General features: G+C 50.4%; 21 protein-coding genes and 1 riboswitch. Of the genes, 10 read left to right on the forward strand and 11 right to left on the reverse strand.

Annotated elements, in window-relative coordinates; genetic code table 11:
* The first annotated feature begins 158 nt into the window (after positions 1 to 158).
* The 3 genes from AC3WQT_RS28140 (at position 159) to AC3WQT_RS28150 (ending at position 1,444) form a co-directional block, all read left to right on the forward strand.
* On the forward strand, positions 159 to 353 hold the full coding sequence (locus AC3WQT_RS28140; protein ID WP_492709216.1) for a hypothetical protein: 195 nt from the start codon (positions 159 to 161) through the stop codon (positions 351 to 353).
* Between the two features lie 111 nt (positions 354 to 464).
* Entirely contained in the window at positions 465 to 998 is a 534-nt protein-coding gene (locus AC3WQT_RS28145) for a hypothetical protein (RefSeq protein ID WP_492709217.1), read from the forward strand.
* 185 nt (positions 999 to 1,183) lie between these two features.
* Positions 1,184 to 1,444, forward strand: coding sequence for a hypothetical protein (locus AC3WQT_RS28150; protein ID WP_492709219.1), 261 nt, complete (start codon positions 1,184 to 1,186; stop codon positions 1,442 to 1,444).
* A gap of 120 nt (positions 1,445 to 1,564) precedes the next feature.
* Here AC3WQT_RS28150 and recQ read toward each other — a convergent pair whose 3' ends face one another.
* Both recQ and AC3WQT_RS28160 read right to left on the reverse strand, forming a co-directional pair.
* Entirely contained in the window at positions 1,565 to 3,421 is a 1,857-nt protein-coding gene (recQ, locus tag AC3WQT_RS28155; RefSeq protein WP_492709254.1) for a DNA helicase RecQ, read from the reverse strand.
* Positions 3,422 to 3,449: 28 nt separating this feature from the next.
* A complete protein-coding gene (locus AC3WQT_RS28160) occupies positions 3,450 to 4,295 on the reverse strand; it encodes an undecaprenyl-diphosphate phosphatase (RefSeq protein WP_492709220.1) in 846 nt (281 codons plus the stop codon).
* A gap of 247 nt (positions 4,296 to 4,542) precedes the next feature.
* Here AC3WQT_RS28160 and AC3WQT_RS28165 point away from each other — a divergent pair, with 247 nt between their 5' ends.
* Positions 4,543 to 5,262 carry a hypothetical protein gene (locus tag AC3WQT_RS28165; protein WP_492709222.1) on the forward strand — a complete coding sequence of 240 codons (720 nt, stop codon included), beginning with the start codon at positions 4,543 to 4,545 and terminating at the stop codon, positions 5,260 to 5,262.
* A 74-nt stretch (positions 5,263 to 5,336) separates the two neighbouring features.
* Positions 5,337 to 5,906: a hypothetical protein gene (locus tag AC3WQT_RS28170; protein ID WP_492709224.1), complete on the forward strand. Its 570-nt coding sequence runs from the start codon at positions 5,337 to 5,339 to the stop codon at positions 5,904 to 5,906.
* A gap of 105 nt (positions 5,907 to 6,011) precedes the next feature.
* On the opposite strand, the gene AC3WQT_RS28175 is transcribed toward AC3WQT_RS28170, so the two are convergent.
* The 6 genes from AC3WQT_RS28175 to AC3WQT_RS28200 all read right to left on the reverse strand — a co-directional run bounded on the left by AC3WQT_RS28175 (position 6,012) and on the right by AC3WQT_RS28200 (position 11,164).
* Positions 6,012 to 7,736, reverse strand: a complete 1,725-nt coding sequence (locus tag AC3WQT_RS28175; protein WP_492709225.1) for a methyl-accepting chemotaxis protein — start codon at positions 7,734 to 7,736, stop codon at positions 6,012 to 6,014.
* 325 nt (positions 7,737 to 8,061) lie between these two features.
* Positions 8,062 to 8,859, reverse strand: a complete 798-nt coding sequence (locus AC3WQT_RS28180; RefSeq protein ID WP_492709227.1) for an ornithine carbamoyltransferase — start codon at positions 8,857 to 8,859, stop codon at positions 8,062 to 8,064.
* Between the two features lie 11 nt (positions 8,860 to 8,870).
* Positions 8,871 to 9,158 (reverse strand): YkgJ family cysteine cluster protein, encoded by a 288-nt coding sequence (locus AC3WQT_RS28185; RefSeq protein ID WP_492709229.1) that lies wholly within the window; start codon positions 9,156 to 9,158, stop codon positions 8,871 to 8,873.
* A 33-nt stretch (positions 9,159 to 9,191) separates the two neighbouring features.
* Positions 9,192 to 9,572 (reverse strand): hypothetical protein, encoded by a 381-nt coding sequence (locus AC3WQT_RS28190; protein WP_492709231.1) that lies wholly within the window; start codon positions 9,570 to 9,572, stop codon positions 9,192 to 9,194.
* Positions 9,573 to 9,790: 218 nt separating this feature from the next.
* Entirely contained in the window at positions 9,791 to 10,378 is a 588-nt protein-coding gene (locus tag AC3WQT_RS28195; RefSeq protein WP_492709233.1) for a C39 family peptidase, read from the reverse strand.
* A gap of 36 nt (positions 10,379 to 10,414) precedes the next feature.
* Positions 10,415 to 11,164: a hypothetical protein gene (locus tag AC3WQT_RS28200; RefSeq protein WP_492709235.1), complete on the reverse strand. Its 750-nt coding sequence runs from the start codon at positions 11,162 to 11,164 to the stop codon at positions 10,415 to 10,417.
* A gap of 539 nt (positions 11,165 to 11,703) precedes the next feature.
* Positions 11,704 to 11,795: riboswitch (glycine riboswitch) on the reverse strand.
* 281 nt (positions 11,796 to 12,076) lie between these two features.
* Between AC3WQT_RS28200 and AC3WQT_RS28205 the strand changes: the two genes are divergently transcribed.
* Both AC3WQT_RS28205 and AC3WQT_RS28210 read left to right on the forward strand, forming a co-directional pair.
* Complete coding sequence (locus AC3WQT_RS28205; protein ID WP_492709236.1) at positions 12,077 to 13,426, forward strand: tetratricopeptide repeat protein; 1,350 nt, start codon at positions 12,077 to 12,079, stop codon at positions 13,424 to 13,426.
* A gap of 281 nt (positions 13,427 to 13,707) precedes the next feature.
* Entirely contained in the window at positions 13,708 to 14,544 is an 837-nt protein-coding gene (locus AC3WQT_RS28210; RefSeq protein ID WP_492709238.1) for a hypothetical protein, read from the forward strand.
* 12 nt (positions 14,545 to 14,556) lie between these two features.
* On the opposite strand, the gene dacB is transcribed toward AC3WQT_RS28210, so the two are convergent.
* On the reverse strand, positions 14,557 to 16,062 hold the full coding sequence (dacB, locus tag AC3WQT_RS28215) for a D-alanyl-D-alanine carboxypeptidase/D-alanyl-D-alanine endopeptidase (protein WP_492709240.1): 1,506 nt from the start codon (positions 16,060 to 16,062) through the stop codon (positions 14,557 to 14,559).
* Positions 16,063 to 16,367: 305 nt separating this feature from the next.
* Between dacB and AC3WQT_RS28220 the strand changes: the two genes are divergently transcribed.
* Positions 16,368 to 18,341, forward strand: a complete 1,974-nt coding sequence (locus AC3WQT_RS28220; protein WP_492709242.1) for a peptidase U32 family protein — start codon at positions 16,368 to 16,370, stop codon at positions 18,339 to 18,341.
* A 4-nt stretch (positions 18,342 to 18,345) separates the two neighbouring features.
* On the opposite strand, the gene AC3WQT_RS28225 is transcribed toward AC3WQT_RS28220, so the two are convergent.
* Complete coding sequence (locus AC3WQT_RS28225; protein ID WP_492709244.1) at positions 18,346 to 18,513, reverse strand: hypothetical protein; 168 nt, start codon at positions 18,511 to 18,513, stop codon at positions 18,346 to 18,348.
* Between the two features lie 12 nt (positions 18,514 to 18,525).
* Between AC3WQT_RS28225 and AC3WQT_RS28230 the strand changes: the two genes are divergently transcribed.
* A complete protein-coding gene (locus AC3WQT_RS28230; RefSeq protein WP_492709246.1) occupies positions 18,526 to 18,873 on the forward strand; it encodes an STY0301 family protein in 348 nt (115 codons plus the stop codon).
* Positions 18,874 to 19,056: 183 nt separating this feature from the next.
* Here the strand turns inward: AC3WQT_RS28230 and AC3WQT_RS28235 are convergent, their stop codons facing one another.
* Positions 19,057 to 19,734 (reverse strand): M949_RS01915 family surface polysaccharide biosynthesis protein, encoded by a 678-nt coding sequence (locus tag AC3WQT_RS28235; protein ID WP_492709248.1) that lies wholly within the window; start codon positions 19,732 to 19,734, stop codon positions 19,057 to 19,059.
* A gap of 223 nt (positions 19,735 to 19,957) precedes the next feature.
* On the opposite strand from AC3WQT_RS28235, the gene AC3WQT_RS28240 reads away from it, so the two are divergent.
* Positions 19,958 to 20,173, forward strand: coding sequence for a hypothetical protein (locus AC3WQT_RS28240; RefSeq protein ID WP_492709250.1), 216 nt, complete (start codon positions 19,958 to 19,960; stop codon positions 20,171 to 20,173).
* Positions 20,174 to 20,377 lie beyond the last annotated feature (204 nt).

A 20,377-nucleotide genomic window follows, 5' to 3' on the forward strand; every position in this document is an offset into this window, starting at 1 on the left:
AGCAAGAAAAAACAGCAAGAAAAAACAGCAAGAAAAAACAGCAAAGAGGCAGTGAGTAATAAGTAGTAAGCAGTAAAAAAAAAGAGTTCAGGCAGATAATAAAAGTAAGCGAAATAGAAGTAAAAAAAGAAATGTAAAAAAATATATAAATCTTCTGCATGGGTAAAATCATGATCATCATAGGCATCAATAAAGCACCGGCACAACAATGGCTGCTCGTTGCATTACGGACCGCGAAGGCAGCGGCGGAAGCAAATGAAGTCGAATGGGAATATGCCCATATCAGGATAGAGCTACCACAAGGTCGTTCGTATTCCAAGCTGCCAGGGCATATGAACCTGGTGGAAAATTAATAGCAACAGATACACATTGGCAGAGGGGAAGATCATGCATACGCCACAACTTGTTTTGTATGGGGTAATGGCCATGATCTTGCTGGCTTCATTTTTCTTGAAGAGATGATCATGAGCGCTCATTATTTCGCCTTGGTCGTATGTAGCCTGTTGATGTATGCGCAATATAGCTGTGCACAGGAAGTAAAGTCTCCCCCAGGTAATGACATTACAGCGCAGCAGGCTGGTCTGTCCAAAGACATATCCAGAGAACTGACTGCAGACGACAATAAAGCCAGCAAACCAGGTGATGCCAGCACGGTGGATGAGAAAACAGCGCCAGCACGGGGAGCTGACAGGACTGAATTGAATGGCCCGCCAGTGCCCGCTATTTCTGATGCGCAGCTCACTGGAAGAGCTGGCGGCACTCAGGCTGGAAATGGGCAGGACTTATATACCCGCGTCACGAAGGAGTATTACAGTCAATCTGCAACCGCGCCTGGTAAACAGGAAAAACCGGGTACTCTGTCCAGGTTTGGCCTACGCTATTCTCAAAGCGGCAATGATCATATTTGGCTGGAATACCGCTTCAGCGACAAAGGCGCGATACGCTTGCGCGGCGCAGCTCACCGGGGTGTGAGAGTTCTTGCGGTTTTTGAATATTGAAACTCAATATTCAGGCAGAGACATGAACTAATAAATCAATGCATGTAGTCCCCGGCAATTTTTACAGACCGGTGAAACCCATTATCTACCTGCATCGCCAGTTCTGAGCGTCTGGCATGGTCAGGCTTAATGCATTGTTTTTATGCCGTTTTTACGGATACTGACACACCTGATAAGGAGCTAGCATGAACAGCAGATTTCAAGCAACAATCGAACGAACGCCAACCATGCATTACAAGAATTATGATATTTTTGTGATTGCATTCCCAAGACCCGATGGCCATTGGTCTGCCAGTGGTGAAGTGCAAAAATATGGTGCTGAAGGCCTGGAAATCGGTCAGCAATTCAGCGGTCCCTTCAAGGCGAACAGCGAAACCGAAGCCAAACTCGCCGTCATCCGTGATGCCAAAATGAAGATCGATGCCATCCTGGCCGAACCGAACTAGCTTGTTGCATATAATTCATAGGTTCAATTGCAGTTCAGGAACTGAATATGCTTTTGTTCTTCTTTGTGAAGTTCACTTCTCAGTGCTCAGTATTGACAGGCATTGTTTTTGTCTTAAATCCTAAGCCTGCAATTCCTCAATCAGACTAATGATGTCTTTACCGTAACTTTCCAGCTTCTTGTCACCGACACCTGAGATGGCACGCAAGGCAGACAGCGTGGCTGGCTGTTGGCGAGCGATTTCGCGCAAGGTGGCATCGGGGAAGATGACATAGGCTGGCACGTTGTGGGTGCGTGCAGTTTCCACGCGCCACCAGCGCAGCTTGTCGAAGACGCTTTGCGCTTTGCTGTCGAGATCGGACTCGGCAAAGTCTTTGGCTGACTGGCGTTTGTGCTTGACGGCTTTTTCGGCTTTTTTGTATTGGCGCAGCTGCACCTTGATTTCACCACGCAATACGGCACGTGAGGCTTCAGTCAGTTTCAGCGAGCTATAGTTTTCATAATCGACGGCGACCAGGCCCAGGGCAATCAGCTGACGTAACAGAGCGCGCCATTCGGCTTCGCTCTTATCTGAACCTATGCCATAGGTGGACAGTTTTTCATGCCGCCATTGCTGTACACGCTCAGTATCTATGCCGCGCAAGATGTCGATAACATGGCCAGCCGCAAAGCGCTGGTCGACACGGTAGACCGTGGACAATATTTTTTGAGCAGCCACACTACCATCAAAGGATACAGGCGGGCTCATGCAGGTATCGCAATTGCCGCAGGGTTCAGCCTTCTGGCCAAAATAATCGAGGATGTGGACGCGGCGGCAATTCAGGGTTTCGCACAGCGTGAGCATGGCGTCCAGCTTGACGCTTTGCACTCGCTTGTAAGTCTCATTGGCTTCTGACTCATCGATCATGCGGCGCTGTTGCACTACATCCTGCAGGCCATAAGCCATCCAGGCATTGGCGCTGGCACCATCGCGACCGGCACGGCCAGTTTCCTGGTAATAGCCTTCTATGCTTTTTGGTAAATCCAGATGGGCGACAAAGCGCACATCGGGTTTGTCTATGCCCATGCCAAAGGCGATGGTGGCACACATGACGATGCCATCTTCGCGCAGGAAGCGCGCCTGGTTGCGGCTGCGGTCTTGCAAATCCATGCCTGCATGGTAGGGCAGGGAAGTGATGCCGTTTTCATTCAAAAACTCAGCAGTTTCTTCTACTTTTTTGCGTGACAGGCAATACACGATGCCAGCATCACCGCTGTGCTGGGCGGTGATGAAGTCCAGCAATTGCTTGCGGCCATTGGCTTTTTCGACGATCTGGTAACGGATATTCGGGCGGTCGAAAGACGACACGAACTGCATCGCGTTTTCCAGCTGCAGGCGATGGATGATTTCGTCGCGGGTTTGCTGGTCAGCCGTGGCTGTCAGGGCAATGCGCGGCACGTTAGGAAAACGCTCATGCAGGGCCGACAGCTTGATGTATTCAGGGCGGAAATCATGGCCCCATTGCGAAACGCAATGTGCTTCATCAATCGCAAACAGGGCGATGTTGACGACTTGCAGTAGTTCCAGGCAACGTTGGGTCAGCAGACGTTCAGGGGCGATATACACCAGGTCAATATCGCCTTCGCGCATTTTCTTTTCCACCGCCAGGATTTCATCAAAGCTCTGGGTAGAATTCAAGAAGGCGGCACGTACGCCTACCTCGGCCAGGGCATCAACCTGGTCTTGCATGAGGGCGATCAGTGGTGACACGACGATGCCTACGCCATTGCGCAACAGGGCAGGTATTTGATAACACAGGGATTTACCGCCGCCAGTTGGCATCAGCACCAGGGCATCGCCGCCATTGACGACATGCTCAACGATTTGCCCTTGCTGGGAGCGGAATGCCGGATAGCCGAAGATAGTCTGCAATAAATGCAAAGCCTGGTCTACCGTATTGTTGCTGGTCCCGGTATTAGTATAGCCCGCCGCTGTCACCGCTGTTATCACCTCTGTCGTCACCTTTTTAATCTGCCCAGGTAATCACGCCAGTGTAGGCGGTAATCAGGATCATGATGCCGAAGGCAATGCGGTACCAGGCAAACACATTGAAATTATGCGAGCTGATATAACGCAGCAACCAGCGCACACAAAAGAAAGCCGAGATAAAGGCCGCAACCGTACCCAGGCTGAACATGGGCAAGTCAGCCATCGACAAATCTTCACGCGCCTTGTACAGCGAATACACAGTGGCACCCAGCAGCGTAGGTATCGCCAGAAAGAATGAGAATTCAGTCGCGGCCTTGCGGGACAGGCCAAACAGCATGCCGCCTATGATGGTGGCACCAGAACGGCTGGTGCCAGGGATCAGGGCAAAAGCCTGGGCCAGGCCTATCTTCAGGGCATCCAGCAGGCTCATGTCATCGACAGTCTGTATGCGCGCATGGCTGCTATCGTGGGTGTCGGTTCCTGCGTGCTTGCGTTCAACCAGCAGGATGATGATGCCGCCTATGATAAAGGCCAGGGCAACCGGCACCGGGGCAAACAGCACAGCCTTGATCTTTTTGGAAAACAGCAGGCCCAGTACGGCTGCTGGCAAGAAGGCAACGATGAGGTTCAGGGCAAACTTGCGTGCCTTGGGATCGCTGCCAAGGCCGCCCACGACGCTGGCGATCTTGGCGCGGTATTCCCAGCAGACCGCAAAAATCGCACCTGCCTGTATCACGATCTCAAAGACTTTCATCTTTTCGCCGGTGAAGTTGAGCAAACTGCCTGTCAATATCAGATGGCCGGTAGAAGAAATTGGCAAGAATTCCGTCAGACCTTCGACGATGCCCATGATGATGATTTTGACAGCGAGTAGTAAATCCATAAAACACGAAAATAATGAAGTTTTGGTCGGGACGAAGCTTAGCATGTCGCCCACCAAACCTGCTTGGAAATTTGCTGGAAACGATGAGTTTACAAGCGTAATTGCTTGCAGTATTGCCACTATTTTATTGTTGTTTCAGATTTGCCAGATGGCAGTAGCCTGCACCTCAAGTACTATATTTCAGTACTTTATCTTATTTCATTGTCGTCAAACTTATCCATGGTGATACTTCAGGCTGTTTATACATATGGCCCAATATCTGATGCCCAGCCAACCCAAACGATTTATCGCATTTTGCAAGCATGGCCTTGGCGCTGGCTTGCCTGCGGGAGTGGCTTTGGGACTGGTATTGGGTCTGACCGCCTGCAGCACCACCGTGCCTGCCCCGCCATCACAGGCAGGGTTGACAGATGGCGGCGAAGCCATCTTGACTGAATACCGCAGTAATCAGGTCGAAGTTACCGTGGTGCGGCAGCAATACGTCTGGCGCTTGCCTGACGCAAATCAGCATCTGGCACAGTTTGCCCACCACATCCAGGTAGATGGCAGCGTACCAGCGCGCTTGCAAGAGTTTGTGGTTACTTACCGCAAATCGCAAGGCCAGCAGCGCAGCATGCCTGTAGAAAGTGGTGTGCTGGGGGCAAGCCTGGTCGATGAGCTGCAAATCAGCAAAAACGGTCAGTTCCTGCTGAGGGAAAGCATATCGCCCGTGTTTACCGGTGAGCAAAGTTATCGTCGTCTGGAAGCCGCCAAGCTCAAGGTCGGTGATGAAACATATGTGCTGACCGTGGCAAATGGTTTCTTGCACAGACCCATGTGGCTGGCAATATTTGCGGCTGATGGCAGCCCGGTCTACCGCATCGGCCTGCCGCATGGTCACTGGCAGTTGACTGAACATGCCGATGGTATCTCCATGGTGGATACCTCGGGTTCTGGCCGGCGTCTGTTGATCAGGCCGGAACACTAATGAAAAGCAAGTCAGGAGTAACGCCATTTCGCTTCGCTCTGATTGCTTGCTTATGTATGAATTTGAGTGGCTGCTTGGTGCCAATGCCGGTGCCTTTGCCCATCATCGGCGGTGGCATTGCCGGCGCAGGACGGGACAGTGATGCAGTCAGAGACGAAGCCTGGAATTACCCTGAATTTAAGGAGAAGCATGTGCAAACCGAAATCACCCAACAAGCAGTAAACAAGACCCGCACTGACCGCAATAATTATTTTGCTGACTTTGCCGACCATGTCCACGTACGCCGCAATACGCCCACCAGGATGGGTTCATTTGAATTCAATTTTGTGCGTTCAGGCACCGACAATGGGGTGTTGATCCAGGTCTATCATGATGGTTTGCGCATCATGCTGGAACGCATACCTTCGGCTTTCTACATGGGTGAATTGCAAGCCAGCGAAGTGCAGATAGGCGGGCGCGACTACCTTTTGCTGGCTGCAAATTCCCGCACCAGTACCCAGCGCATGTGGTTTGGCATTTTCCGTCACGATGGCAGCAAGCTGTATGCCGCCAGCCTTGAGCAATCTGTTGTGCGCGTCAATCAAAACGATGATGGTATTTCCTTGTTCTTTTTGAGCGGTGATTCCATGCGCATCAAGATTTGAGACCAGTCCTTGCGATGTTTGATTGCTGATTGTGTAAAGAAGGTTTTTAATGCAGACCATCAATTTTGCTGATGTAGCAAAGTTGATGGTCTGGGCCTTCAATTCTTAAAACTCTTCCCAATCCTGCTCAACCGCTTTTGACTTTCTTTGCGGGATCTGGCGGATCTGTGCTTTGGCAGCATTTGTTGTGTTGCCTGATCTACCTGCTGCCCTGGCAATAACTGGCTGGCGTCTGGTATTCGCAGAACTACTGATTTGCACCGTCGGCTTTTGCGCCTGCGCCATGATGTTGAACTGAGAAACCAGCTCGGATAATTTGCCTGACTGCTCGCGCATGCTTTCTGCCGCCGCAGCAGCTTCTTCTACCAAGGCAGCGTTTTGCTGGGTCATCTCATCCATTTGTGTGACGGCCAGGTTCACTTGCTCAATACCGGCGCTTTGTTCCTGGCTGGCGGCAGTGATTTCACTCATGATGTCAGCCACGTGCTGCACGCTGGTGACGATGTCTGTCATGGTCTGACCAGCAGTATCTACCAGGCGGCTGCCATGCTCGACCTTGCCTACCGAGTCGTCTATGAGGTGCTTGATTTCTTTGGCGGCAGATGCGCTACGTTGCGCCAGGTTGCGCACCTCAGTCGCTACCACGGCAAAGCCACGGCCCTGTTCACCGGCGCGGGCGGCTTCAACCGCTGCATTCAAGGCCAGGATATTGGTCTGGAAGGCAATACCGTCAATGACAGAGATAATATCGACAATCTTGCGTGAGCTTTCCTTGATAGAACCCATGGTTTCAACCACCTGACCCACCACTTCACCACCTTTGACAGCAACGCCAGATGCCGAGATCACCAACTGGTTGGCCTGACGTGCATTGTCCGCATTTTGCCTGACTGTTGAGGTCAACTCTTCCATTGACGACGCGGTTTCTTCCAGCGAGCTGGCTTGCGATTCTGTGCGCGATGACAAGTCAGCATTGCCCGAGGCAATTTCAGCCGCTGCCACATTGATGGTCTCAGTGCCATGACGTACGTCACCAATGACGTTGCTGAGCCCAGTGTTGATACCGTTGATGGCATGCATCATCTTGCCGATTTCGTCATGCAGTTTTATCTCTATGGTGTCACTCAAATCACCTTGTGCCATTTTTTCGGCAACAGCCGTGGCCCTCGCCAGCGGCCTGGTAATCGAGATGGTCATCAGCCAGGCGCAGACTACCGACAGCAGGGCAGCGATCAAAGAAAGTACGATCAGGAGTATGCGGCTGGATTGGTAGGTCTGCTGGATTTCAGCGGATGTGTCATCGATTTGCTTGCGCTGCATGGCCAGCATTTCTTCTATTTTTTTGACGTAAATGACTGATGCAGGGATAAATTCTTTGTCCAGTGCTGCATTGGCTTCATCGACCTTGCCTTCTTTTTTCAGATCAACCACTTTATTGCGGGCGCTGATATAGGCTTGGCGCTGTACGCCAATTTCCTTGAAGAGGGTGGCCTCTTCCGGGCTCTTCATATGTTCGGCGATTTCTTTTTGCAAAATACCAGACGTTCTTGTCGATTCCTCCTGGTCTGCCGCAAAAAAACTGGCAAGTGAGGGATCTGTGCTTTTTGCAATAGCGGTGGTCCTGCGTACGCCGGTATGGATGTTTCGATACCAGTCACTGATCATCCGTTCGGTCGCCAGCGGGTCTTTCAATAAATTATCTGCCGCCGCAGCAACGGCATTGAGTTTAAGAATAGCGACTAAAGTAGTCACAAAAAAGAGAACAAGAATGAGTACAAAGCCCAGGCCTAAGCGCTTACCCACCGAAAGGTGTTTGACGAGAGAGATCATAGATTTTCTATTTGTTGTCGTAAGACAAATTGAAAATGCAGACCTCTATACTGACGCATAGTGCGCTGGATGGCCTGCATCATAAAGATGGGAAATATAATTTCCATGCGGCAATTATACTTTGAAGTAATAAGCTAATTGTATGAAGTTTGTATGCTTTTAATGCAAATTTCTATAACAATTGTTGCATCTTCTATAGCTAAATATTATGTCAAGAAGTCGATAAACCTGGAAATGAGGGGATATATGTTAAGTGTAGTCTAGACTAAAATTTACAAAAAACTATGCCGATTCCTGGTTATGAGTCATTCTTACTTTTTTTTGCTCAGTTTTTTTTCAGCAGATAGACCAGTATGGCTTTTTGTACAGGCAAGAGTAAGTTCTTTTGCTGATACCCAGTAAAACCTGCATAGCTGACAGGGTCAAAGGCAATTTCTTTGCCTATGGAAAATGGTGGTGTTGGCAATAGTTTGGGGTTACCCATCTGCTCAAGATGCGTGGTCATCAATGACCATTCTGCATTATCATAAGTACCAGGCCAGCCGTCGGTAATGACAATGTCGAAGCTGGAAGAAATCGACGAGGCATAACTGACATTTGGCTTCGCTTCATGAAAAGCTGCCTCACATATCTGGGTAATCTGAAACCCCATCACTGACGCCAGTTCATGCCAGGACAGCATGACATTGCTGGGTGGCCCCCATAGACATATGCGGGCTTGCCTGATGGGTGCGATTTCCAGATTCACGTAGTAAGCATCTGTTAACACTTCACATGGATGGCCCTGGCTGGATAGCGCATTGATGACCGGGTGGCGGGTGTCGCTGGCAAACTGCGCCAGACGCTCATGATTACGTTCGCGTATGACATAGATATCGTAAAAGTCATCCAGATAAGCGGCAAGATCGCTTGTTCTTTCTGCTGTTTTGAGCAAATTGGGTAACTCAACAAAGCTCAAACCCAGTTGCTGGAATGCCTGTATGAAGCTGGTGCGGGTCCGTATGCCATTCCCTTCAAAAGACCAGGCAACCCTTCCCTGGATTTGCATATCTGCCTGTCCGGCCATGTTCCAGATGCTGGTGATATCGTCTGCGGACAGATCAGAAATTTGTATCAGGTTCATACGTCATGGCCTCATGCACTAGTAGACGCTATTGCAGGCGCTGTTGCAAGTTCAAGCTGCGTCAGAAAAAACATGGCTTGCTCACGACTCTCACCGCACATATCAAACGAAGGTTGCAAGCCTGCGCAAACGGCAGGCCGGTCTGGATGACCAAAAATTCTGCAACCCAGTTGTTCATCCAGTTGTATGCAAGGCACACCAGCGGGTTTGCCATCGGGCATGCCGGGTATGGCACTGCTGATGGAAGGGGCTGTGCAGCAGGAGGCGCAATGGGGGCGGCAGGAAAAAGAAGTGCTCATGCGCGCATTTTAAAGGATATGGGCAATTACTCGCTAATAAGTATGTACTTTCAGTATTTCTGCCACGAGCGGCCTGGTGTATTTTTCTATGGGATTTTCGTCGGGAAGGTCATGTGGACGGTGATATTCGCCTGAATCAAAAGCGAGAAAAATAGAGAATGCAGGTTCTGGAGTATTTATTTCTGGACCGAAAAAAGGTGCTGTTGCCATGACACCAAACAGGTGATTCATCACTGCGTCGCAGTCATCATATGTATAGCGTTGCTCATGAAAGCCTCGTGCTACTTCCAGGGAAAATTGATTAAAAAACACTTCATGGCTAACTTGCGCTGCGTCGCAGTATGAAAGTATCTCCGCTGCTGTCAGTTTATCTTCTTGTTTAGTCGAAGATTCGACCAAAGCTTTGATACTCATATTGACTTTTGAAGTTAAAAATTGTCCGATATGGAACCGATCGCCGATGTGAACGATTGGTAATCGAGGGTTTGATTATGCCTCCAGTATATGTTGTCACCTGAAGCCGCGTCAAAATATAATCCCCCGGTTTGCAATGCGCAGCTTTGAGTTATCACGAGACTGGAGGCGACGTTCGCTGCACCTCCAGCCAATTCACTGCATCACTATTTCAAATATCAACCACTGACATTCATACGCTGTGTATGCGTCCACTGATGATCATAATCATAGACGGCAGAACCATAGGTTCTGTAGGTTTTGCCTTCGCCCGGCCATGGGTTCATGATGTAGATGTAGTTAGTGCCGTTATATACTTCATAGCCGGTGCCGACCATGATGTGCCCGCCGCCGTTGGTCCAGCCATAGCGGATCACGAAGGGGCGGTTGGCATTGATGTCGCTGACCACGGTATTCCATGAAGATGCGTAGCTATAGGCAGTATTTGGCACGCCCCAATGTGCCAGGATATTTTGTACACTGCCACCGCTGCCATACATGGAGTTGGGCTGGTTGGCGTTGCTGTTCCAGTTAAAGTTGGTATTGCCACAGGCGTAGTTCAGGCCGTAAGCCCAATTCACGATCTGGCATTGGCTGGGATTTTGATTGTAGAAGCTCAGCAATGCCTTGCTGCTACCCGCCCAGCACCACTGGCTATGTTCTTGCGTCACCAGCGGTATGTTCAGTGCACGCCATTGCGCATAAGCGCTGGGTATGCCCAGCATTGCTCCCAAGACGAATATGAGCTTTAACAGATTTTTTTTCATGATATCTCCGTATTTATTGTAGGTATGGTTTCTTGTTTAGCGGAAGCTGTCGATATTGCGCTTGACGCTGACGCGCAAAGGATCGAGGATGTCGCTTTGCTCCAGCAAGCCATGATTGGCAGATTGTGTGCCAAGTTTTTCACTGCGCTGTTGCAGCAGCAAAGTCTGGCGTGCCGAATGCAGGGGCGCAAAGCGGGCACGGGCATCGGTGGGTGACACTACTTCCAGAAAATCCGACATCGCCTGATAGATGCGGATGAAACGCAGATTAGAGCGTGTGCTGTTGCCATGTACCGCAATCGCTGCATCTACGTCCTTGGCCAATACAGAGGCGCCGTAGGATGTGATGCCCCAGCGCCCGTTGTTTTGCCGTAGTGTTGCCAGGCCTATAGGCGCATCGTTTAGGGTGATGACAAAGCGCCATTCTCCGGTTGCTTTTGCCATGCTGCGCAAATCACCACGGCCTGTCATGACATCTTGTGGCGGCACGCTGTAGACCGGAAAGCCATAGCCTATTTTTGCATCCTTGAGATCTTGCACATCATTGACCTCCAGCGGAAATTCAGATGGCAAAGTACCGCCGCGACGCTGCACATTGAATTGCACAAACTCGGCAAAATCGCGTTGTGCTGCCGCGCTGACCAGGCGTGCCTGTTCTGTCGTGCCGCCAATATCGCTGGCCACATTTTGCGCAAATAGCGAGGAACTGGCGACAGCACAACTGATACTGAGTATCAAAGCGGCCAGGGTGGATTTTTTGAATCTTGAAACGGAGTGCAAATGCATGATGGTTTACTCCTTGGTTAAATTTAGACAATAGCTCACCCATTCAAGCGGACTGGGCGGCTTGAAACATGGCATGGCTGGGCATGCCGGACAACATTCCCGCGCAAGCGGGAATAGGGGATCAGCCTATAGAGCTACATAAATCACTCTATAAAAAGCTGTATGACGCAAGCCGCGTCAACAATGGGCGTGACTGCACTGCGGTCGTGTGTCAGGTGCGTGCAATAGAGAGGTGTTTATGCTGAGATCGTCTTTGTAGCTAAGACTGTCGTGAGCAGCTTTGCATTCAGTTTTATACTCAGTTTCATGCTTGGTCAGCGCGCAGGCGGCCGCCATCGCGGTGACAGTGTCACCGTTCAAATGAATGAATTTCATGGTATGCAGACTCCAGACGTCAAAGGGATGTCCGTGCGCAGTTACGCAACGGATACCCCCTCTGTCCTGGACCTGAGAGATTTCGCCTGCGCCCGCTGGTAAGGCCGCAATGCTTGCTCCTTCGGTGTGCCTGGCGACGTAGTCAAGCAGCTCTTCAGAGTTTGAGAATGATAACGGTCCCTTTTGCCTGAGAGTTTCCGGGGCGGTTGCTCCTTCGGCGCTGTCCTTATTCGACAGTCTCTCCCGATATCATTTTTTCGTAATGTGCTCAACCTGTTGTACAAGTTGTAGAAATGAGCATAGTGCACACATTACCCATTTGCAAATCATTTTTGATGTCAAATGGATTATTTTTTTGTTTTCATTGAATCTGTGATTTGTATCCTGCATGAGCATATGGGTTTGGCTTTTACTTGCCTGTCAGGCTATGATTGCTGCATATCTCAATCAAACTCATCGTCTATGACTCAGCAATTGCCTGGCAAATCCCAATTAAATGAATGTTCAATTTTGTGCAAACTCAGCTTGGCCTGTGCCATGGCATTGGGCTTCTCCAGCGCACACATCCATGCGCAAACCAGGCCAGTTGCACAAGATGTCGCCAATGAAAAAGTGAAGGAGAGCGCCTGGCTGTCAGACCCTGCACTGACACAGTTGCTGCAAAAAATGGTGGAAAGCCGCTTCATGCCCTATAAGGTCATGGGGCAAAAGAATGACAAGGACATACTCAGCTATAAAGCCTATTTTCATCCCTTCCCCAAGGATATGGAGAGATTTTATTCATACTGGGGCATGACGCCAGAATGGTATGTCGCCCGCAAGAACAGCATGACGCAAGAAGGCTATCAGGAAATCTGGCACCACTCCTTCCGCGATGCTGGTAATACCGAATTGCATCAGGCCGTGTGGATGAAGCGATCAACAGAAAACCCTGAACTGCAAAAGCTGGGCAGCAATTATGCTGACGAAGAACATGAGCAAAACATCCTGGTGGGCATGCTGTGGCGCGGCGAATTCAAAAAACTCGATATTGCGCTTGATAGCGGCTTTGCTCTCAACAAGGCTGGCAGGTTGAAATCAAATACCCTGTATAAGCGCTTTGGCACTTTGTCGCGGCTGGATAAAGATTTTAAAAAGCAGTTTGACGCCTGGGTAAAATCCAGCATGCAGGGCTATGCTTATCTGGCACGCGGCATGTTCTTGCAACAACAGGCATGGGATGCCCGTGGCGATAAACTGGCTGCAGAAACCAGTAAAAAACAGTTTGCTGATTTTCATAAATTATCCAGCCTTGCCAAAGCAGACTTAACCAAAGCCAATGAAAAAATCAAGTCTTGCGCCATCTGCGCTGGTGAATTGATCGTTAATAACAGGGCACTCGGCATCAAGGAAGGTGATGATGCCTCGTTGAAAAGTGCCCTGCAATATGACCCCAAATTGTATTCACCGGTGTATGCCTATCTGAGCAAATTGCTGCCTCAATGGGGCGGTTCTTTCTCAGAGATGGAAACCTTTATCGGTCATATCAGAAAAACCACTGGCGACGAAGTGCTGGTGGATGAGCTGAAATCACGTCTTTGCTATTACCAGGGCATAGCCATCTACCGCGAAGACCAGGAAGGTGCCCGTACCTGGTTTGAGCGCGGCCTGACCAGCCAGCCGTATCAGTTATTGGTCAATGAGCTGGCTCTGCTATATGCCAAAAAGAACAACCACAAACAAGCCATCGCCTTGTTGGAAAAAAGCATGGCCAATGGCAATGAATGGGACATCTACACTCTCGAAGCCCTGGCGCAGTCTTACTTTGCCCTGGGCATGCAGGCCAAGGGCGATAAGCTGATTGCCAAACGGGATGAGGCTGTAAGGCGGTTTCAGAATGGGGAATAGAGCGCTTTTGTAAATAGAGCCTGAGGACGGAGACTTCTTCCTGCTCAAGGGAAGATTTGTGGCACAAAGCTGCGCTTTATGAACTCTCACAAATCTCCCAGCAAAAACATTTTCCCGCTCACCAAACAACCGCCATCGCGCGGCTATCAGTTAAAATCTATATTGCCCCGTCAAGAAGAATTTCTCCAGTGCAATTAACCCGGCGTTTGACTCACATCCCAGCTTACACAGCCCTCATGCTATGCCTGTGCATGCTGCTTGCCTGCGTTCGCAATGAGTCTGTGCAAACGCTGGAGCAGCGTGACCTCATGCGCCTGGTGTTCAAGGGTTGGGATATCAATGACGACAAGGACATCATCAGGGCGCCACAGTTAAAAGCAGAGTTGCCAGCATCTGTCTCCACGACGACCCAACTGGCATTGCGTATGCATGCCTTGCATGTACAAAAACTCGATGCAGATACTGCAGTCTTGCTGGTCAAGGGTGAGCCATTGACATCGGGTTTGCCCAACCTGATTGCGGCCTACTGGTTCAAGCGCCGTGGCGAAGCTTGGTCACTGACCAATCGCCAGGATGTGGTTGAATGGCTGGCCGCCAGCGGGCGCATCAGCAAGACCAGCATGGTGGAATTATTCCCCGGTGACTTTGCCATGGCCCTGGAGCACAGTCATGTAGAAAAAAATGAAGTGCATGTCTGGCTGCGCCTGTTGCGCATACAGGCAGACAGGATCAGCCCTTTATTTGATAAAGACAAAGATGTGGAACTGGTCAAGCATGTAGAGAGTGGGCCTGAATGTGAAGTCATGATGCGTCCCGGCAAAGGTAAGCATCCGCGCCTGCATCTGCATGAAAATGAACAAGAACCACCGCATTGCTACGACTACCTGGCCAGGTGGGAACTTGCCCCCGGTATCGCCGCGCCAGGCCCGTTGTTAGTCGAATTCGCAGGCAAGACTTACGGCTACCGCCAGGTCAGCCATATGACAGACAATAGCGGTGAACGTACCACCAGTTATGACTTCGTCATCACCGCACAAAAGGGCAAGAAGAAGCTGGTGTTTGATGCTGATACGCAGAAGTATGTCACGGTGAATGACAAGCCGGTCAAAGTAAAATAGGCGGCGCAGCCTTTAAGGCCTTCCAGCTGCTACCCATGTAATCAATTCATCCAAAGCAGCTTTTGCCTTGACGGCTTCGTCATGATTAATCATCGCCACTACGATCCATTGCTGGTCGTTGATGTCCCGCACATAACCGGCAATCGCTACCACATCTTTTAGCGTGCCCGTCTTGATGCGGGCGCGCAATTCTGCCGGGCCGCCTTTGAGCCGACGGCGCATGGTGCCATCCATCGATGCTACCGGCAGGCTGCTGGCAAATTCTGCATACCAGTTGCTGCGCGCAGCCGCCTGCAGCAAGCCAGCCATTTGCTGTGGGCTGACGCGCTCCATGCGTGACAGGCCAGAGCCATTTTCCAGCACCAGCCCGGCATCATTGATACCCTGCCTGAACAACCATTGCCGTATGCGGGCGTCTGCTGTCTGCAGGTTAGTCATACCCTGTTTGTTGGCAGACTCTGCACCCAAAGTCAGGTAGAGCATGCGCGCCATGACATTGTCAGACTGCTTGTTGATGATGCGCAGGATGTCTGCCAGTGGTTCAGACTGGCGCTCAGTCAATACCGTGGCAGAAGCAGGCGTTTTGCCATCACGCACTTCACCCTGCCAGGTGCCACCCATCTCTTGCCACAGCGCGCGTATCAGGTGTGCGATGTACTGGTTGCGGTCAAGGATATTGATATTGTTCGTGATCTTGCAACGCTTGGGGAAACCACCACTGAGTGTAATCTCCAGCCCGGCTTTTGTCGTCTGGCGTACAGGCTTTTTGCTGGCTGACGCACTCGGGTTATCTGTCTCGGGCTCATCCGTCATATTGTTGACAGTCTCGATGACAGGTGGTTGCCATTCAGTCTCCCAGGCAGAGCAGGGTAGTTCATTGAAGTGCAGGTGATTGACGATCTTGACCTTGTCCAGTGGCGTGTTCAGACGTGCTTCTATTTTATCTGTCGTTGATTCGAGGGAGATGCTGCTGAGGTTGCTGTTGACCAGCAGGGCATCCGGTATCACATTGTAATAAGCATCCGGGAACTCATCGAATTGCGGCATGCCGATATCAGGCCGCTCTGGTTGGAAATAACTGCGGTCAAGAATGATATCGCCACGCAGGCGGCGCAAACCTTGCTGGCGCAGATTGCGCAACATGCTGCCCAGTTTTTCTATCGTCAGGTTGGGCTCGCCGCCACCGCGTATGTACAGGTTGCCAGTGTAGATATCTTTCTTGTTGCTCTTGTCTGCCAGTATCTGTGTCCTCCAGCGAAAGGTCGGCCCCAATTCTTCCAGCCCAACGATAGTGGTTACCAGCTTCATCGCAGATGCCGGGTTCATGGGCCGGTCTGCAGCCTGCATCAACACTGGCTGACCACCATTGACAGGCGTGACGATCGCGCTGAATGCCTGGACCGGCACATTGGTCCTGTTGAATACAGTTTCTACAGAGGGGGGCAGTATGGCCTGTGCGAAAGCAAAAGCAGGTAACAAGGGCAAAACAAATAACAGGCTGACGGGAGATAGGCGCATAAGTTCAGGTTTGATCGTGGTAGACAACATTGTAGAGCAGGCAAGAAAGGGAAACAGGAAAGCGTTCTTTTTGCGCAATGAAATTTTGTCTGCGCCGCATATCTTCTGGTTATTTGCCCGCCTTGATCTACACTGCAAAAGACAAAAACCAGGCATTAATGTTGATTGAAACTCAAGAAAGCAGCTTTGCCAGCGCAAATATTGCTTAATCAACATTCAATTAATGCTGAGTTGTAGCAGCAAATACGACATAAGCCATTGATTTCCTTTATAATTTCGCCCTTTCCCTGTCACCGGCCACCATCATGAGCTTGCTTGCCAACCAGACCGAACTTTTATCGCCCGCCAAAACCGTAGAAATTGGCCGCGAAGCGATCTTGCATGGTGCAGATGCCGTGTATATTGGTGGCCCTTCGTTCGGTGCGCGGCACAATGCCAGCAATGAGATCAGCGAGATCGCCAGCCTGGTGGAATTTGCCCACCGCTATCATGCGCGCATCTTCGTGACCATGAACACCATTCTGCATGATTCAGAGCTGGAGCCGGCAAGGAAGCAGATACGTCAGTTGTATGATGCTGGCGTTGATGCCCTCATCGTGCAAGACATGGGCATACTGGAACTTGATATCCCGCCCATACAGCTGCATGCCAGCACACAGTGCGATATCCGTGGTGTAGAAAAAGCCAAGTTCCTTGGTGACGTTGGTTTCTCGCAATTGGTACTGGCGCGTGAACTGACGATCAAACAGATACAGGCCATCAAGGCGCAGGTTGCAACGCCACTTGAATATTTTGTCCACGGTGCACTGTGCGTGGCTTTCTCTGGCCAGTGCTATATCTCGCATGCCGACAATGGCCGCAGCGCCAACCGTGGCGATTGCTCGCAAGCTTGCCGTCTGCCTTATACCTTGAGCGATGGCGAGGGCAGGGTAGTGGCCTATGAAAAACATTTGCTGTCAATGAAAGACAACGACCAGAGCCGCAATCTCGAAGCCCTGCTCGACGCTGGCGTACAGTCATTGAAGATAGAAGGCCGCTACAAAGACATGGGCTATGTCAAGAACATCACCGCCCATTACCGCTTGCTGCTGGATGAAATCCTGGAGCGCAGGCCAGAATTCACACGTGCTTCCAGCGGCCATAGCCAGGTTGCTTTCACACCCAATGTTGATAAAAACTTCCACCGCGGCCATACCGATTATTTCGCTAATGGCCGCCTGGATGACATAGGCGCATTCGACTCGCCAAAATATGTAGGCTTGCACTTGGGTTATGTGACCCGTTTGGCCGCCAACTTCTTTGAGATCGAAGCTAATGAACCCATGTCCAATGGTGACGGCCTCAACTACATGGTCAAACGCGAAGTCGCGGGCATACAAGCCAATACGGTAGAGCGTGTAGGCGCATCAGAAAATGGTGAAATCTGGCGCGTCTTCCCGAATGAAAAAATGGCCGAGCTGGTCAGCCTCAAAGTCGGCACCCTGATCAACCGTAACCGTGATCATCGCTGGGAACATGCACTGACCAAAAAATCCGCCGAGCGCCGTATCCCTGTCTATATGACTTTGACAGAACAGGCCGATGGCCTGAGCCTGAAAATTACCGACGAAGATGGCGTGACATCTGAAGTCAGCACACAACTGGCGCTGGAACCCGCGCAAAACCGCGACAAGGCAGAAGCAGGCTTGCGCGATAATCTCGCCAAGCTTGGCAATACCATGTTTGAGGCAGCGCAAGTCAATCTCGATTTGCAACAGCCATGGTTCGTGCCATCCTCCATCATCAACGCCCTGCGTCGTGATGCTGTCACTGCGCACGAGGCGGCACGTCTGTCAGCTTGGCAGCGCCCTGAGCGTACGCCAGCAGTTGAACCGCCAGTGGCCTATCCAGAAACCACGCTGAGCTACCTCGCCAACGTATACAATCACAAGGCCCGCAGCTTCTATGAAAAACATGCAGTGCAACTCATCGCCGCCGCCTACGAGTCACATGAAGAGCCAGGCGAAGTATCACTGATGATCACCAAGCACTGCCTGCGTTTCTCCTTCAACCTCTGCCCCAAACAGGCCAAGGGAGTGCAGGGTGTACAAGGCCAGGTCAAAGCCGAACCCATGACCCTGGTCACAGGTGAAGAAAAATACACCCTCAAATTCGACTGCAAGCCATGTGAGATGCACATCATCGGTGCGATGAAAAAACACATCCTGCAGGCACCACCGCCGTCATCTGTGCAATACAGCACGGTGACTTTTCATAAGAACAGGCCGCAGACGGTTTAATGATTCAGCGGGTGGAAATTGAAGGCTCAAAAAGTGGAAATGCTTTTTGGGCCTTTCTTGTATTGTGGGTCAGGGTTTGTGAAAATTCTGGTGAATGATTTGTCGCATCAATGTGATAATCTGGAACAAGTTTTTTGACGTCATCTTTTGTCGTCACTTTTTTGTCACTCAAGGAGGAGATGCTGTGTTTATTAAATTCAAGGTGAAAAGCCTGGGTTGTGCATGTCTGGCACTCAGCATGCTACAGCCAGCATTTTCTGCAGAGACCTGTCCGCGCCGGGATGCTTCCTTTCCACTCTCGGTTACTGTCTTTGACGGTACGCCCGAAGAACTTGCCAGTCTGGTGCCAGAAGAGAGCGGCAAGCGTTCAGGCTACTGGATATTGGACTCAGTATACGATCAAAAGCGCTCTGTTACGGTACTCTGCAAGTACGCTGATGGACATGTTGAACGGGTTGATCTCAAGCAAAGGGTCAGCAAATGCAACTATCAAATCAATAAAAAAAATCAGTTTAGTATTCAATGTAAGTAAATGCTGACACGACAAATCTTGTCGATGAAACGAGATCCTTGCAGGAGCTGCTTCAGCCGTGAACCTCCGATATGGCCAATGACCCGAAATGACAGGCACGGCAAGATCATCGTGTTTTAAATCGCCCGCAATGCCTATGTGGATTCCAACGTAATCATCAAGTCCTGATCAGGGTACACTTCACTAATTCCCTGTGGATTTTCTTGGCACAAATTTATAGCTATTATCAAAGCCGTACAAATTATCCTTGTACATACCCGCCATCTTCTTCACCAAATGCTTTTGCACTGACGCAGGCAATGAGAAAAAATTCTCGGTCGCCGTAGTCTGTCGTTCATCCTCCAGATTACCCGTGATGGCACGTATGACGACCTTGCTGCCTTTGTAGAACGTGACGATCTTGATGCGTCCTGAAAATGCATCACGGTCTATCTTTGCTTCATCCTTGTTATAAAAGCGATAGGCCAGGATGGGTTCCATGTTGCCGTCATTATCGATGTCGCTGATTTCTGTGAGCTTGCTCCAGAATTCCATGCCTGCTTCTTCGCTGTCGGCCTTGTCGCGTATGCTGATAACGTTGCGGAGGGATTTGTCACTTGCTATCTTGAGCAGATGGGCCTCAACTGCGCTGGATAATTTTTCAGTTGCGTAGGTCTTGTCCTGTTTTTCAGTCAGGTAGAGTACATAGTTGCCACTGTGATCGCTGTAGCAATAGTGCTTGAACACCGGGAATAGTATCTTCGAGTTTTTCAGCGTATCTGCGTGTAGCAGGGTGTCATCAGTACAGGTGGCTTTGAGGTCTTTGCTTTGGCCAAAGGCAAAGGCAGGCAGCAAGAAAAGCAGGGATAACAGGTATTTCATATCAGCAGTTGGCGCTCGTTGGCTTGTTGATCCGGGTGCATAGCTTAGCAAAGAAATCCTGTAACACCTGTATTACTTTGTTGCGGCAGCTTTCCTGCTTTGCAGTTCAACTGATCAAGAGGCATGACAAATGTCATGAAATACTGCTTACAGCCGCTACTTATGCCGATGGCTTGGTTTTTCTATACTGGAGCCTCAATCAACCAAGCAAGGAAAAACTGCCATGTCCGACATACTCTCTTACTCTCAAATTGTTCCACTGGGTGCATTTGCTGTCGCGATCGCTTACTCGGTCTGCCATGCCTGGATCAAGACCAGCCAACATGAAGCCGACCTGCAAAGCCGCACCATGGAACACCAGGAAAAGATGAAAGCCATGGAACTGGAAATTGCTCGCAATCAGGCGGTAGTTGCGGATAGAAAAAATCAGCTAGCCTGAGTCACATGCACCCGGTCAGTGTGCATGCGACACCCATATAGCGTGATCGCATGCCTGTTGCACTTGATATGGCTCGGCAAGCGCCACCCTGCATCACACCAGCAAATCCGCCAGACTACGTGCAATCACCTTGGTTGCCCGCCTCAAGTCTTCCAGATTCAAACGCTCATCTGCGCGTTTGGCATGTGATTCCAGTACAGTACG

Source organism: Undibacterium sp. FW305-107 (assembly GCF_058788535.1).

What these genes read in the sequence shown, in the direction of transcription:
- AC3WQT_RS28140 (WP_492709216.1), top strand. Translation starts at nt 159, where the DNA reads ATGGGTAAAATCATGATCATCATAGGCATCAATAAAGCACCGGCACAA.
- AC3WQT_RS28145 (WP_492709217.1), top strand. Translation starts at nt 465, where the DNA reads ATGAGCGCTCATTATTTCGCCTTGGTCGTATGTAGCCTGTTGATGTAT.
- AC3WQT_RS28150 (WP_492709219.1), top strand. Translation starts at nt 1,184, where the DNA reads ATGAACAGCAGATTTCAAGCAACAATCGAACGAACGCCAACCATGCAT.
- AC3WQT_RS28160 (WP_492709220.1), bottom strand. Translation starts at nt 4,295, where the DNA reads ATGGATTTACTACTCGCTGTCAAAATCATCATCATGGGCATCGTCGAA.
- AC3WQT_RS28165 (WP_492709222.1), top strand. Translation starts at nt 4,543, where the DNA reads ATGGCCCAATATCTGATGCCCAGCCAACCCAAACGATTTATCGCATTT.
- AC3WQT_RS28175 (WP_492709225.1), bottom strand. Translation starts at nt 7,736, where the DNA reads ATGATCTCTCTCGTCAAACACCTTTCGGTGGGTAAGCGCTTAGGCCTG.
- AC3WQT_RS28180 (WP_492709227.1), bottom strand. Translation starts at nt 8,859, where the DNA reads ATGAACCTGATACAAATTTCTGATCTGTCCGCAGACGATATCACCAGC.
- AC3WQT_RS28185 (WP_492709229.1), bottom strand. Translation starts at nt 9,158, where the DNA reads ATGAGCACTTCTTTTTCCTGCCGCCCCCATTGCGCCTCCTGCTGCACA.
- AC3WQT_RS28190 (WP_492709231.1), bottom strand. Translation starts at nt 9,572, where the DNA reads ATGAGTATCAAAGCTTTGGTCGAATCTTCGACTAAACAAGAAGATAAA.
- AC3WQT_RS28195 (WP_492709233.1), bottom strand. Translation starts at nt 10,378, where the DNA reads ATGAAAAAAAATCTGTTAAAGCTCATATTCGTCTTGGGAGCAATGCTG.
- AC3WQT_RS28200 (WP_492709235.1), bottom strand. Translation starts at nt 11,164, where the DNA reads ATGCATTTGCACTCCGTTTCAAGATTCAAAAAATCCACCCTGGCCGCT.
- AC3WQT_RS28205 (WP_492709236.1), top strand. Translation starts at nt 12,077, where the DNA reads ATGGCATTGGGCTTCTCCAGCGCACACATCCATGCGCAAACCAGGCCA.
- dacB (WP_492709240.1), bottom strand. Translation starts at nt 16,062, where the DNA reads ATGCGCCTATCTCCCGTCAGCCTGTTATTTGTTTTGCCCTTGTTACCT.
- AC3WQT_RS28220 (WP_492709242.1), top strand. Translation starts at nt 16,368, where the DNA reads ATGAGCTTGCTTGCCAACCAGACCGAACTTTTATCGCCCGCCAAAACC.
- AC3WQT_RS28235 (WP_492709248.1), bottom strand. Translation starts at nt 19,734, where the DNA reads ATGAAATACCTGTTATCCCTGCTTTTCTTGCTGCCTGCCTTTGCCTTT.
- AC3WQT_RS28240 (WP_492709250.1), top strand. Translation starts at nt 19,958, where the DNA reads ATGTCCGACATACTCTCTTACTCTCAAATTGTTCCACTGGGTGCATTT.